We start from the raw sequence: 13,515 nt of genomic DNA on the forward strand, positions 1-13,515 counted from the left end.
AATTACAAGCAGCTCCTGTTTTGAAAACACCATTCTCATACCATATTTCCTCATAAACTAAACTTATAAACTGATTTTTCGGTTCAATCGTTATTTTTTGTTCCTTGATAATTTAATGACCGTTCATTTGCTTGGTTATTGTGTAATGTTCTAGAATTGTATTTGGAAAGAAGTTGCAGAAAAATACTATTTCTCCTTAACGAAACCATTTTTACCAGAAAATAGCTCTTCCATCCGATTGATCGAAAAATAAATTAATCGATTCTTCTCTCATAGCTACTTTCCATTATATATCATTCTACACTTTTTGTTTAACCATCCGAAAAAACTTTAACATCAATTAATGCTGAGTCTAAATCAATTATCTCTGTAAGCAAAACTACTTGGTGATTTTTGTCAGTCGCTCACTTATTTTAAGCTGGAATCCATCCTCTAATTCTTTTCACTCATTCAACCGGTCGAATTTTAGAACACTAATTTTCAGTCATTCTATCAATGTTTCCGCTATTCCTGATATAATTAATGAAGCATACAAAAAGGAGGAAACTAGATGATTTCTCACTATCTCTTCCTGTTTCCCGCAGATCCACTCGATACAAGCTTACCGGATGAGGACTATAAAAAAGAATATGATGCAGCAAAACAATATTTTAATGTTGCCTTGCTGCAGCTGGAGCCATTGATGGAATCAAACAAAGTAAAATTGAGTCGTCTCCTGACTGAAAACGAGATAATCGTCTATCGAGGATGGATGCTGACACCTTGTCAGTATGACCAGCTTCAACAAGCCGTTGAGCAACAGGGAGCTTCGATGTTGACCGCTCTTTCAGAGTACAAAAATACTCACTTGCTTCCAAGCTGGGCTGGTATGCCTCATATGCTGCAGACGAATTGGACAGAGAGTTTATCAGAAACAGCCTTGATTAATCTACTTTCCCACTTCAGCGGTGCAGTCACCGTAAAGGATTTTGTTAAAAGCAGAAAGCATGAATGGCACGATGCTTTTTTTGTCCCTGATGTGTCCGATACAACACAGGCCTTGAAAGTAATCAATACATTTATTGAACGTCAGGAAAAAAATTTAATGGGCGGTATTGTTTTGAGGGAATTTGTTGAATTGATGAAAATTGGAGAACATCCTAAAAGTTATACACCAATTTTTGAAGAGTATCGAGTCTTTTATTGGCTAAATGAACCGATTGCATTAATAGATTATTGGCATAATGATTCTGTACAGCTTTCGGAAGAGGAAGAGCGGTTTATCAAACAACAGGGAAAGAAAATACACTCTCCTTTCTTCACAGTCGACTATGCTAGAAAAACAACTGGCAAATTGATCATTATAGAGATAGGCGACGGACAGGTCTCAGGGCTTCAGGAACATGATGAAGAATTTTTTTATGCAGAATTATCAAAGAGACATAAATTTTATAAAGACTAAGAAAAAGAGGTCGAGACAAACACCCATGAGGGCGATCGCCCTCATGGGTGTTTGTCACATCTTCTTAAAAATGCAAAGTACTTTATTCAGCTGTCTTTCTATCATTTACAGGCAAATTTTATTTACGTTCTAATACCTACAATATATGCTCCGTCCGCTCAATAATATCATCCTGTGTTGCTTTGGACAGAACATTGAAAAATGCTGAGTAGCCTGCTACCCGAACGATTAAATCCCGGTATTTTTCAGGACGTGCCTGCGCATCCCGCAGTGTGTCTTTTGAAACAACGTTGTACTGAATATGATAACCGTGCAATCGATTGAAGAAAGTTCTCAGCAGCATAACCAGTTTCATCCGATCCTCTTCTTTTTCCAAAACCTGCGGGGTTACTTTCTGATTCAGCAATACACCCCCGGTAATTTCTTTAGTTGGCAGCTTCGAAACAGTTTTCAGTACTGCAGTTGGTCCATTTTTATCCATGGAGTGAGAAGGAGAGCAGCCTTCCGCCAAAGGAGTTGAAGCGTTTCGTCCATCAGGCGTTGCCATCGTTCCCCTTCCCTGTCCAACATTGGCTGAAATTGATGAAGTTCCTGCATATCTTGTACCACCGATTGGTCCTCTGCCAAAACGGGTATTCGGATATTTTTTCACCTCATCAATATAGCTGTCATACGCATCAACAACCAGCTGATCCACGTAATCATCATCATTACCATATTTCGGTGCTTCTTCCAATAATAGTTTTTGAATTACCTGTCCTTTTTCTTCGGCAAAGTCCGTCATTAATGCCTCCCAAAGCTCTTTCTGAGTTATCTTCTGTTCTTCAAAAACCAGCTTTTTAATTGCTGCCAGTGAATCAGCCAAATTAGCAATCCCTACCTGCAGTCCTGAAATAAAGTCGTAAACGGCACCGCCTTCTTTCAACGTTTTTCCCCGTCCAATACAGTCTTCTGTCAGCGCTGAGCATAAAACATCTGGGACATCCTCTTCCAAAACCATATCACAGCTGTTTTCAATAATGACACTATGTTTGGTGAAATCGCGAATCACATGATCCCAAGCTTTTTCCAACTCTTCGTAAGAGGTCATCTCTTCGAAATGACCCAATCCTTCAACCAGTTTAGTTCCTGATTTCGGATCAACACCATTATTCATCGCAATCAGCAATGTTTTGGGGAAGTTAATAAAGCTCATACCCGTACAGCGATAGCCCCATTTTCCCGGAACTGCTGTTTCCACACAGCCAATTGCACTATAATTATAAGCATCCTCCTCTTTTATTCCCTTTTCAATAAAGGACGGAATAATAATCTCATCATTGTTAAATGCCGGCATCCCGATACCAATTCTAATCACTTCCACACATTCCCGCATAAACCTATCATCCAGTCCTTTATGATAGCGAACAGTTAAATTAGGCTGCGGCAGCTTGGTCTGAGCCACACTGCGCAATATCAGATAGGATAATTTGTTTACTGCATCTTTTTTCTCTGTTGTCTGTCCGCCAATCGTTACGTTTTGATACAAAGGACTTCCGGCACTGAATTGCGTATGCGACCAGCTGCGGATTTTATTAATCGTAATCGTTTTAATCCAGAGGTTAGTCAGCAGCTCCACAGCAGTTTCTTCGGTCATTTTTCCCTCAGCTAAATCTTTTTCCAGCAGTGGATTCAAATACTGATCCATTCGACCATAAGAGAGTGAGTGACCATTTGATTCAATTTGTAAAACCAGCTGAATCATCCAAACAGACTGAATCGCTTCATAAAATGTTTCTGCCGGCTCATAAGGAACCTTTTTCAAAACACGCGCCATCTCCTTTAATTCAACCGCTCGTTCAGGTGATGACAACCTCGCCTTTTCCTCTGCCAGTTTTGCATACCGCAACGCAAAATTTTGAACAGCATCCAGCGTAATTAGAACTGATTCATAGAAATACAGTTTCTTCTGATTTTCCAAAACTGTTAGATCCAATTCCTTCATTAATTTTTCCACACGTTCCCGATAACCCTTCAATCCGCTCTTAATAACTGTTTCATAACTTACTGCAATATGTGCATCTCCGGAAGTGATATTTCCTTCTGCCTTGATAATACCCAAATCATAAAATACACGACTGGCTGGAGGAATCGCTGCCAGACCTTTTTCTTTTGTTGTATTGTGCTTCCAGTAATCAGAAATGGAACGAAGCTCTTCTTTTGTTTCTTCAGTAATATAAAAAACATCCCCATCACGTTGTTCAAATTCGTCCAATTCTGCAATTACCCAGTCCATCGCATATTCCGGAAAAATCGGTGCCGACCGATTCGCAGCAGCCTGATTTCCTGCCAGCAGACTTTCATCTTCAATGTATAATGTCATGTGCTCAAGGATATTTTTCAACATATATGCCCGTTTTAAAACCACCGGCTGATCCTGGTATTCTTTATATGCCTCAGTAGTTAAAAGGGCGCGCTCTGCACAGACATAAGGCTTTGTAGACAAGACACTTTCGCGGTATGCTGCCATTCTGGGAGTCAGCTCCCCAAAGTAGGATCGCAGTCTCTCTTTTTCTATTACCGTATTCACTTGAATCCCTCCGATCTATTTTCTTTTGAAATGAAAATTAGTTTCTTTTGAAACAAACATATCATTATTCAATTGAAAATTCAATTCCTGTTTAGAATTAAGATAAAGTTGCACATATGTGCAAAAATAAAAAAGCATCAAATGATGCTTTTTATACAGCCACTACCTCAATCTGTCTTTTTTCTAATAACTGCTTCTTCTCTTTAGTAATTGCCTGATCTGTATAAACTAGAGAAACCTCATCAAAGCCAAACTCAGCAACTACACCTTTTTGCATAAATTTGCTTGAATCCGTCAGCACAATGGTCTTGTCAGCATGTTCCGCCATCATTCTTGCTGCATCACAACGAGTGATATCGCTCCCAGTGAATCCCCGCTTTTCGTCACAGCCGTCAACGCCGACAAACAACTTATCCACGTGAAAATTTTCCACAACTTTCTTTATCAGCGGTCCAACATTAACCTGTGATTCCTTTTGATATTCTCCGCCTAAAAGAATAATTTTTACACTTTCCGCTTTGCGGATATAAGAAGCAATAAAGCTTGAATTAGTAATAATTGTGATATTATTTCTGTTAAATGCCAATTCCTCTGCCAATAATGTACAGGTTGATCCTGATTCAATCATAACGATCTCTCCATCAGAGACACTCTTTGCAGCTTTTTTGGCAATTTTCAGCTTTAAATCATAGTTCTTAGCTAAGCGATAATTGATATCTGCTTCATTATTCAGCAGAGCAAAACCGTGCTGACGGTGAAGTATCCCTCGTGCTTCCAGCTTGTCCAGATCTTTTCGAATCGTTACCTTTGAAACATTTAACTGCTCAGCTAGTTGATTCACTTCTATTTTCTTTTGACTGCTTACTATTGAAATAATATCTTCTTCTCTCGACATAAGATAAGTCCTCCTGTTTTCATTAGTTTATCACAGCCATTCGGTTATCTCAATCCAACAAATTTTATTTTCGAAACTAAAAATATTTACGAATGAAATTACATATGTTAAAATCGAACTGAAAAACAGGAGGGAAAAGTAATGAGTGAAACAGCATGCATATTCAATATTCAAAAATTCAGTATTCATGATGGCCCCGGTATTCGAACTGTTGTTTTCTTTAAAGGCTGTCCGCTGAAATGCTACTGGTGTTCAAATCCAGAATCACAGTGCGGTGAACCTGAACAAATGTGGAATAGCCAAAAAAAAGAGACAACAATTATAGGAGAATATAAGACAATCGCTGAAATTGTCAATGAGGTCATGAAAGACGAACCCTTTTATGAAGAATCGGGTGGTGGTGTTACGTTGTCAGGCGGAGAAGTTTTGTATCAGGCAGTCTTTGCAACTGAATTACTAAAAGAGCTTAAAAAGAAAAATATTCACACCGCCTGTGAGACAACCGGTTATGCAAAAACTGATGTTTTTGAAGCATTTATCCAGCATGTTGATTTATTATATTTTGATGTAAAGCATTATGATTCAGCCAAGCATAAAAGCGGCATCGGTGTACCGAATGAACTGATTTTAAAGAATTTGCAGACAGCAGTTCGCACGCATGCCGGACTCGTAGTTAGAATTCCGGTTATTCCCTTTTATAATGATAGTCTGGCTGATGCAGAAGAATTTTCAAAGCTATTCAATGAAATGGGCGTTAATCAGATTGAACTGCTGCCCTTCCACCAGTTTGGTGAAAAAAAGTATCAATACTTGAATCGGGATTATGCAATGCATGATATTCCTCAGCTGCATACAGAGGATTTGTACACCTATAAAGCAGTGATGGAAGCTGCCAATATTCAATGTCTGGTCAGATAAAAAAGTGTTTTACCTCGAGATATCAAGTATCATCTGCTCCTGCGGTTACTCGTCGCATGTCTGAGGGACATGTAAGAACTTGCTCCTGCGATTACTCGTCGCAGTTAAGATTGTTCATGTGCTCCTGCGATTACTCGTCGCAGTTAAGTTCATGCACGTGCTCCTACGCTTCTTACGAATGCTCGAATCATACAAAGACGGGAACACCGTCTATTCGTTTTTTAGAGCATGCGACATAGTCTTGTCTTTCATTTTTTTACTACAAAACAGCCTGAATTCCCCTCAACAGCCGTTCTGTTCCTTCCAGTATCTTCTCTCGGGGGGCGCCAAGATTCAGACGCAGATACATACTTCCTTCTGCTCCATAGGTTTCTCCTCGCATAATCGCTACTTTTTCCTGTTGAATAAGCACCTTTTGCAGTTGAGCCATGTTAACCGGTAAAGTTGTCAAATCAAGCCAAGCCAGATAACTAGCTTCAGGTATATACGATGAGATGAATGGATGATTCTTCAATTGTTCATGCATCACCTGAAAATTTCCATCAATATAATGATTCAGCTCTTGCAGCCACAGCTCCTGATGTGTATAGCAGTCCTGCAATGCCAACAGCCCGAGATAAGGAACAGATGATAAACCATCACGACCTTTTAACACAGTCAAAAACTGATCCCTCAATTTTTCATCAGGAATCACACAATACGAACAGCCTAATCCGGGTGTATTAAATGATTTTGAAGCTGAAGACACCAACATAACCGGTACTTTAATCTGCTTAATAAATTTTAGTACTGGAAGATGATCAATGCCCGACCGTCGAATATCCATATGAATCTCATCACTGATCAGACCAACCTGATAACGATTACACAGATCAATGATAGTTAAAAGCTCTTCTTCCGTAAATGCTCTGCCAGTTGGGTTATGAGGATTACATAAAAGAAAAAGCTCCGGCTGTTCTGTTTTAAATGCTTCTTCAAGTGTTGAAAAATCAATATCAAACCGTTCATTTTTTATCAGACTAACTGAGATTAACTGCTGATGATTCTCTTTGATAGTATTAAAAAAGGCATCATAACAAGGTGTCAGCGTGACAATCTTTCCCGCTCTCTTTGAAAGCAGCTGCAATGCTGTAGATAAGCTGTAGATTACGCTGGGACTGTAGACAATCCAGTCATCTTTCAGCTGTGTGTGAAACTGTCGGCGGAACCAACCGCTTATAGCTCCTTTAAACTCTTTATGATTCCAGCGGGTATAGCCAAAAATCCCTTTTTCTACAGCTGCATTCAACACTTGCTTCGTTCCAGAGGGAAGCTCGAAATCCATATCTGAAATAGAAAAAGGCAGTAAATTTTTCTCCCCGAAACGATCCTGAATATAGTCCCACTGTGTAGAATAGGTTCCGTATCTGGAGATTACTCGATCAAAATTTGTCATTCAACTCACCCAATTTCTTTTCAAAATTTTCAATATATCGACAAATCAGCGTAACGGCATTTTCACAATCTGACAAATGAACCATGGAATTCCATGAATGACAGTAGCGGACTGGAACACTTATAACAATTGTTGGTTTTCCTTCATAAAGTTGAATGGAGCCGGCATCTGTTCCACCGCCGGTAAACTGATCAAATTGATAAGGAATCTGATTCGACTCAGCTGTTTCCTTCAACGCATCTGCCAAAGTTATATCGGCAAGTGCCGTTTTATCATACAGACAGATACCGGGACCTGCTCCTAAAATACGGGTTTTGGTTGAAGCAGCCTTCGGTGTATCCTTCCCGTTTGCTACATCGATGATCAGATTAATATCTCCCCGAACCTTCGGTGCAGCCACTTTTGATCCCCGTGTACCTGCCTCTTCCTGAGCCGTCGCAACACCCAGAACTTCGATCTGAGCCAGTTCATTCTTGGAAAAATAATCCATAACACCAGCCATTACACTACAGCCTACACGGTTATCCAATGCTTTTCCTGTAATGAAGTTACCTGTTGCCGTTTCCTGAGCAGCTGTATCCGGTGTGATCATATCACCAATCTGAATTCCCAGATCTGCTGCCTCCTGCCGACTGCCGGCACCAAGATCAATATACATCTTATCAACCTCAACAACCCTGTCATCCATCACAGAACCTTCAGACAGCGTTCCGACAATTCCAATAAAAGTCTGTCCGTTTTTTCTCGAAGTAATGCGGACTCTCTGACCTAAAATGACATGTCCCCACCAGCCGCCGATTGGCTGAAAACGAATAAAGCCAGCCGAATCAATCTCTCTAACGAAAAAGCCAACCTCATCCAGATGTGCATAAACAGCCACCCTTTTTTTCTTCGTTGTCAAATCGCCAAAATAATAATTTTTAAACGTATCCTTAAATGAAGATTGTTTGATAATCGTTGCCAGATAATCACCCACTGCATCTTCTCTTCCCGCAATTCCATCCAAATTTGATAAATAAAGCAAATGATCTTTTAGTTCCATTCGAGTTCCATCCATTCTTTGCTTGTTTGTGTAAAGCTTTTTACTCTGCCGTCAGCTGTGATAAAAATATCATCTTCGATCCGAATACCGTAGTCTCCTGGAAAATAAATACCTGGTTCAACAGTAAATACCATTCCTTCACGAATATTGACAGCGCTGTCCTGATTAACCACAGGATATTCATGACAGGACAGACCAATACCATGTCCCAGTCCATGTGAAAAATACTCGGCAATTCCTGATTCTTCTAAATACATTCGAGCAGTTTGATCAATTTCCTTCAGCGTTTTCCCAGTCTCAATCGCCTGAATCGCCTGTTTTTGAGCGTTCAAAACCTGTTGATATGTCTCCTTGATTTTATCAGCTGCTTTTCCCAATGCAAAAGTCCGTGTCATATCAGAATGATAGCCATGATACATACAACCAAAATCAATCATAATCAACTCATCCGGCTGAATAACTTTTCGGGATGCATGTGCATGAGGCAGGGCTGTCCGGTTCCCTGATGCCACAATGGTCTCAAATGCAGGTCCTTCACTGCCGATTCGCTTACTGTAGTAATCAATTTCATTGGCAACATCCAACTCAGACATACCTGGTTTAATAATTGTTTTGATATACTCAAACGTTTGATCTGCCAACATCGCAGCCTCTTTTAAATACCTGATTTCTGTCGGCTCTTTAATCATCCGGAGCTGTTCAATCAGATGGATGGTCTCAATCAGTTTTCCCTTCTGCTCAGAAATGACTGCTTCAAGTTCAAGATACATTAGATAAGAAATGGATGACCGTTCAAAGCCGACACTGCCATCTCCAACAATTTCAGCCAGATACTGCCACTGATTTTTTTGCGGTGTTGTTGTAAGAATACAGATATTTTCTGTCTGCTGTTCTGCCTGTTCTGTATAGCGTCCATCAACTAACAGATATTCCCGCTCATCCCCCACAACTAAAAGTCCATTTGAACCAGTAAAACCAGACAGGTACCGGTAATTGATTTTATCACTTACTATCAAAAAATCGATCGAATAGTTTTCATGCATTATTTTTTTCACTTGTTTTAGCCGTTCATTCATCGGCTGCACCTCCTTGCTTTAAAACAGAATGAGAATAGAGGAATGATTACCGAAAAAGCAACCCTCCCTCCACCTCATATTTTATTCCATTAGAAATCTAAATCAGACAGCAATGCCTCATCTTCTTCACTTAGGATTGAATGACTCTCTTTTACATCTTTTTCCTGCTCAAGTTCCTGACGCTCCAACACTTTGAAAAACGGCAGATATAAAGCAAAAGACAGACCAATTTGAACCAGCTGAATAATAATTGCCCGCCAGTCAAAGCCAGTCAGAAATCCTTCCATGAAGACTGGTACATAAGGCGGATCAAAAATCGGATAATTCAGCCAGCCCAGCTTCATGCAGATCATTGGAATCATCCCCACAAAAGCACCGCCAAAGATAAACGGGATCATTAACACCGGATTCAAAATAATCGGCACTCCGAAAAGAACAGGCTCATTAATCCCAAATAATGAAGGCAGAAGCGCAACAGCTCCGACTTTTTTATATCGTAGAGATTTGCTGACAAGCATGGCTATAACCAGACCCATTGTCACGCCGGAACCAGTAAAATTTGCGAACGCGGATAACGTTCCTCCGGTAATAACGTGCGTCAGCGGCTGACCTGCTTCATGTGCTGCGATATTTTCTGACAGATACTGAACTGCGATCGGCGATAGAATAGGCGACAACACGGCTGAATGAATGCCGAAAAACCAGAAAACCAAACGCAGAACTAAAACAAAGTAAATGACCCCTAATGAATCCAGTCCACCAATTGCCGGTGCTAGAAACTCCATAATAACCTGCGGCAGCAGAACCCCGCCCGTCAGTGCATCCGTAACCGCTCGAACTGTGATAAACAGGACTCCAATGGTTGCTGTCGGTGTAATCAGTTCAAAGGAACTGGAAACAAAATCAGGTACCCCTTCCGGCATCTTGATAACAAGCTTATGCTTTGTAAAAAACTGATAGATTTTAACACAAATAATAGCGATAAAAATTCCTGCAAATAGTCCTTTTGAATCCAGATAGGTTGGAATGATATTTCCATTCTCATCCACATCCATCGCAACCAGTAAAAAACCAATTGCCGACAGAATCATGGACCCAATCGTATAGAGTTTCCATTGTTCACTCAGAAAATAAGCAATTGCCAGCACTGCATAAAGACCCACCAACCCTAATGACACTTTTGATAAAAGACCGAAAATGTAGCCGTACTGCTCAAACCAGTTTTGAACAGGTGCTGCATTAATAAACTCTGGAATCGACGGAAAAATTGCTGCTACTGAGCCTAGTAATAAAGCTGGTGTTAAGACGACCATCCCCTTTTTAATGGCAGTCAGATAAGCATTGTTATCTACTTTGTTCGCAACCGGTACAAGGGTCCTGCGAATAAATCCTTCAACTCTGTCAAAGGCCGATACTTTCTGTTGTTCCATTTTCTCTCCTCCAAATAACAAATTTATTGATTTTTGCGGTAAGCTAATATTGCCTGTTTCATGACTGTCGCTCCATCCATTGATCCATAAATATCAGATGTAAGCAGAACAGCAGGTTTATTCAGTTTGTCTGCCTCCCCTTTGATGAACGCATATTTGTGGCTGAGCTGAGGACCAACCAAAATAACATCGTACTCATTAATATACCGATCCAGCTTATCCACTCCGATGGCTTCCATCGGATAGTCTTCAATTTCAAGCTTAGCTGAATCCTTTACTACTTTCTTCATGGCTTCCATCATCATGGTTGTTGAAAAACCACCTGCACAGACTAATAACGTTTTCATTTTTTTCATCCTTTCTTACGCTTCAAGATTTTTCTCTTTCAACATCCCTATCATCTCTTCGATCAGATCTCTTGCAAGCAGACTATTCATCAGATGGTCCTGAGCATGAACCATCAATAATGTTGTTTCTGTTTTTTCTCCATTAATTTCTTTGGTAATCAATGCAGTTTGTTCTTCATGGGCTGTGATACTCTTTTCCTTTGCCTCCTGCATCTTTACTTCCGCTTCCTCAAATTTTCCTTTTCTGGCCAGACGCAGCGCCTCAAACGCAGCACCTCGGCTGTCTCCGGCTGAAGATATAATCTGAAAAATACTTTTTTCCTGTTCTGTCATGTCTGCTTATCCTTTCTTAATCAATTCTCTTAAATAGTGAGAAAAGTCCTGATAGTTCTTAATGCCGTTTAAATTCTTCTCCAAATTTTGATCATCAATCATGCGGATCATCAAACGACTGATTTCCTTGTGTAAAAAGAGATGTCCGTTTTCAATATTAATCAGAAAAATTAACCGGACAGGCTTCTTTCTGTATGTTAATCCCGGTCGAAGCAGTATAACATCAATACATTCTTTCAGTGCTCTGGCCTCCATCGGGTGAGGTCCGGCAATCCCATTTTGATAAATTGTATCCAACAGCTTTTCCCGCTGCAGAACCAGCTCTGTATACTCAGCCGCAGCATACCCATCATCCTGCAGCCGTTCTGCTCTTTTTTTCAATAAATCAAGGTAACTCGTTTCTTTTGCAATACTAAAATTCTCTTTCGAAAAAAGTGACAACAGCTGATGATCAACATCCGTTTCCAACAGCTGATTTTCCCGAATCAGCAGCAGATCATTTTGAATTTTTTGAATTTCTTTTTCTGTCAGCAGTGCCTGTGTATAAATGACAGGTATTTTAGTAAATTTCTGCTCAATTGGTACCGTTGAAATAATCAGGTCAAAATCTTCGTCAATTTCATTGCTCTCAATGATCGAAAACGTCTGAACCTCTGCATTGGCAAAAATCTGTTCCAGTTTGGTTTTCAAAAAATAAGAAGCCCCTCCGCCAGTCGCACAAATGACAGCAATTGATCGATATCGCTTAATCTCTTTCTGAGATGTCTTTTCCAGACTTGCGGCAAAGTAAATTGCTAAATACCCCATTTCATCCTTACTGATTTTCACTTCGACATTATCACTAATCAGTTGAATAAATTCATAGGTAATTGTAAATACATTGGCATAGCGGGTATATACATCTTCAATAATCGGATTTTCCAGCTGATGTCCGCCGTAGAGCCGCTGCAGCAGCGGCGCCACATGAAGAATCAGTGCACCGCTCAATTCTTCATCATGACTGAAAAAAGTGTGGTATTTATGATCAATCACTTTCAAGCTTTGCTCAATATATCTGCGAAGATCATCATATTTGGTCAGCTCATTAACGGCCAGCATTTTTCCATAAAGCTGACGAGTCAAATAATTTTTTTCATTTCCCGGGAGTTGAATCCCCAACTCAGCCTTCAGATAAGCCGCAATTTGATCTGTGAGATTTTCATATTCTGTTGATGCTTCGTCTTGTTCCTGTACTTCTTTCAACAAGTTATTCTGCCTGATACGAAATCCCAAAAGCACCACATGCTGGACCAGATTATCCAAGACAAGATCGTTCATTTTGATTTCAAACTGCTGAATCTGCTGAATCAAATAGGCTTTAAACCTCTCTTCATCAAAAGCGGAAAGAAATGCCGCATACTCTGCCGTAATTTTTGGCTGAGTGATTTCATTACGGAGCAGTTGAATGATCAGTGCTCTCCGGTTTTCCTCCGAACCAACAACTTTATATCCATAATGAGGTTTTGAATACAGGGTCAGACCATCCAGTTCAAATTCTGTTCTCACTTGATTCATATCTTTTTTCACAGTTGAAACACTAACAGCCAGTATATTGGATATCTGAGTCATTGTCAGATAGTCATTTGCAAAAAGCAGCAGTAAAGCAATATTTGTTTTACGTGAATTTGGATTTAAAATCTCTCGTTCATTTTCTGCAGAGAGTTGAGTGAAATAGTTGTTAAATGCTGGATGGTCAAATATCTCCAGACCGTATCCCAGCCCCCTCTTGTTCGTAATCTGAAAGCCATGACGACTTGCTGCGGCATTGATCAACTTTATATCACTGGAAATGGTGCGAGGTGAGACTTCGAATAAATCCGCCAGCTTCAACAAGGACTGACGACCGGTACTGGCAATCAAGTACTGAATGATTTTTTCTTCCCTCATCTGTTTTTCCTCCTCGTATAGTCATAAGATAACTTGAAACCGTTTTATTTAAAACAGTCTCTTTTTCAATTTGAAATGGAAATAAGTAGCTTATATTCCTCTG

General features: G+C 40.0%; 11 protein-coding genes. 2 read left to right on the forward strand and 9 right to left on the reverse strand.

Translation table 11 applies throughout. The annotated features are described in order from the left end of the window. The first annotated feature begins 550 nt into the window (after positions 1-550). On the forward strand, positions 551-1,441 hold the full coding sequence (locus tag IW492_RS07965; RefSeq protein WP_202067080.1) for an ATP-grasp domain-containing protein: 891 nt from the start codon (positions 551-553) through the stop codon (positions 1,439-1,441). 136 nt (positions 1,442-1,577) lie between these two features. Here IW492_RS07965 and IW492_RS07970 read toward each other — a convergent pair whose 3' ends face one another. After that, the gene (locus tag IW492_RS07970; RefSeq protein WP_202067112.1) at positions 1,578-3,950 is read right to left on the reverse strand and encodes a glycyl radical protein; all 2,373 of its coding nucleotides are present in this window, start codon (positions 3,948-3,950) and stop codon (positions 1,578-1,580) included. Between the two features lie 211 nt (positions 3,951-4,161). Beyond that, positions 4,162-4,905, reverse strand: coding sequence for a DeoR/GlpR family DNA-binding transcription regulator (locus IW492_RS07975; protein ID WP_202067081.1), 744 nt, complete (start codon positions 4,903-4,905; stop codon positions 4,162-4,164). Between the two features lie 141 nt (positions 4,906-5,046). On the opposite strand from IW492_RS07975, the gene IW492_RS07980 reads away from it, so the two are divergent. Beyond that, positions 5,047-5,823 carry a glycyl-radical enzyme activating protein gene (locus tag IW492_RS07980; RefSeq protein ID WP_202067082.1) on the forward strand — a complete coding sequence of 259 codons (777 nt, stop codon included), beginning with the start codon at positions 5,047-5,049 and terminating at the stop codon, positions 5,821-5,823. Between the two features lie 259 nt (positions 5,824-6,082). Here IW492_RS07980 and IW492_RS07985 read toward each other — a convergent pair whose 3' ends face one another. The 7 genes from IW492_RS07985 to IW492_RS08015 all read right to left on the reverse strand — a co-directional run bounded on the left by IW492_RS07985 (position 6,083) and on the right by IW492_RS08015 (position 13,412). After that, positions 6,083-7,258, reverse strand: coding sequence for a MalY/PatB family protein (locus tag IW492_RS07985; RefSeq protein WP_202067083.1), 1,176 nt, complete (start codon positions 7,256-7,258; stop codon positions 6,083-6,085). Next, positions 7,245-8,300 carry a M42 family metallopeptidase gene (locus IW492_RS07990; RefSeq protein WP_202067084.1) on the reverse strand — a complete coding sequence of 352 codons (1,056 nt, stop codon included), beginning with the start codon at positions 8,298-8,300 and terminating at the stop codon, positions 7,245-7,247. Before IW492_RS07990 ends, IW492_RS07985 begins: the two co-directional genes overlap by 14 nt. Continuing rightward, the gene (locus IW492_RS07995; RefSeq protein WP_202067085.1) at positions 8,291-9,376 is read right to left on the reverse strand and encodes a M24 family metallopeptidase; all 1,086 of its coding nucleotides are present in this window, start codon (positions 9,374-9,376) and stop codon (positions 8,291-8,293) included. The genes IW492_RS07990 and IW492_RS07995 overlap by 10 nt, the downstream gene beginning before the upstream one ends. Positions 9,377-9,465: 89 nt before the next feature. Then, on the reverse strand, positions 9,466-10,806 hold the full coding sequence (locus tag IW492_RS08000; RefSeq protein WP_202067086.1) for a PTS sugar transporter subunit IIC: 1,341 nt from the start codon (positions 10,804-10,806) through the stop codon (positions 9,466-9,468). A gap of 23 nt (positions 10,807-10,829) precedes the next feature. Beyond that, positions 10,830-11,153: a PTS sugar transporter subunit IIB gene (locus IW492_RS08005; RefSeq protein WP_202067087.1), complete on the reverse strand. Its 324-nt coding sequence runs from the start codon at positions 11,151-11,153 to the stop codon at positions 10,830-10,832. A gap of 15 nt (positions 11,154-11,168) precedes the next feature. Further along, positions 11,169-11,486, reverse strand: coding sequence for a PTS lactose/cellobiose transporter subunit IIA (locus IW492_RS08010; protein ID WP_202067088.1), 318 nt, complete (start codon positions 11,484-11,486; stop codon positions 11,169-11,171). A 6-nt stretch (positions 11,487-11,492) separates the two neighbouring features. Further along, positions 11,493-13,412 (reverse strand): BglG family transcription antiterminator, encoded by a 1,920-nt coding sequence (locus IW492_RS08015; RefSeq protein WP_202067089.1) that lies wholly within the window; start codon positions 13,410-13,412, stop codon positions 11,493-11,495. Positions 13,413-13,515: the final 103 nt, after the last annotated feature.

Source organism: Enterococcus sp. BWB1-3, from assembly GCF_016745275.1.
Taxonomy (GTDB): domain Bacteria; phylum Bacillota; class Bacilli; order Lactobacillales; family Enterococcaceae; genus Enterococcus_L.

Bases quoted from the DNA above. Each gene is read 5' to 3' on its own strand.
- IW492_RS07965 (WP_202067080.1), top strand. From the start codon at position 551: ATGATTTCTCACTATCTCTTCCTGTTTCCCGCAGATCCACTCGATACA.
- IW492_RS07970 (WP_202067112.1), bottom strand. From the start codon at position 3,950: ATGGCAGCATACCGCGAAAGTGTCTTGTCTACAAAGCCTTATGTCTGT.
- IW492_RS07975 (WP_202067081.1), bottom strand. From the start codon at position 4,905: ATGTCGAGAGAAGAAGATATTATTTCAATAGTAAGCAGTCAAAAGAAA.
- IW492_RS07980 (WP_202067082.1), top strand. From the start codon at position 5,047: ATGAGTGAAACAGCATGCATATTCAATATTCAAAAATTCAGTATTCAT.
- IW492_RS07985 (WP_202067083.1), bottom strand. From the start codon at position 7,258: ATGACAAATTTTGATCGAGTAATCTCCAGATACGGAACCTATTCTACA.
- IW492_RS07990 (WP_202067084.1), bottom strand. From the start codon at position 8,300: ATGGAACTAAAAGATCATTTGCTTTATTTATCAAATTTGGATGGAATT.
- IW492_RS07995 (WP_202067085.1), bottom strand. From the start codon at position 9,376: ATGAATGAACGGCTAAAACAAGTGAAAAAAATAATGCATGAAAACTAT.
- IW492_RS08000 (WP_202067086.1), bottom strand. From the start codon at position 10,806: ATGGAACAACAGAAAGTATCGGCCTTTGACAGAGTTGAAGGATTTATT.
- IW492_RS08005 (WP_202067087.1), bottom strand. From the start codon at position 11,153: ATGAAAACGTTATTAGTCTGTGCAGGTGGTTTTTCAACAACCATGATG.
- IW492_RS08010 (WP_202067088.1), bottom strand. From the start codon at position 11,486: ATGACAGAACAGGAAAAAAGTATTTTTCAGATTATATCTTCAGCCGGA.
- IW492_RS08015 (WP_202067089.1), bottom strand. From the start codon at position 13,412: ATGAGGGAAGAAAAAATCATTCAGTACTTGATTGCCAGTACCGGTCGT.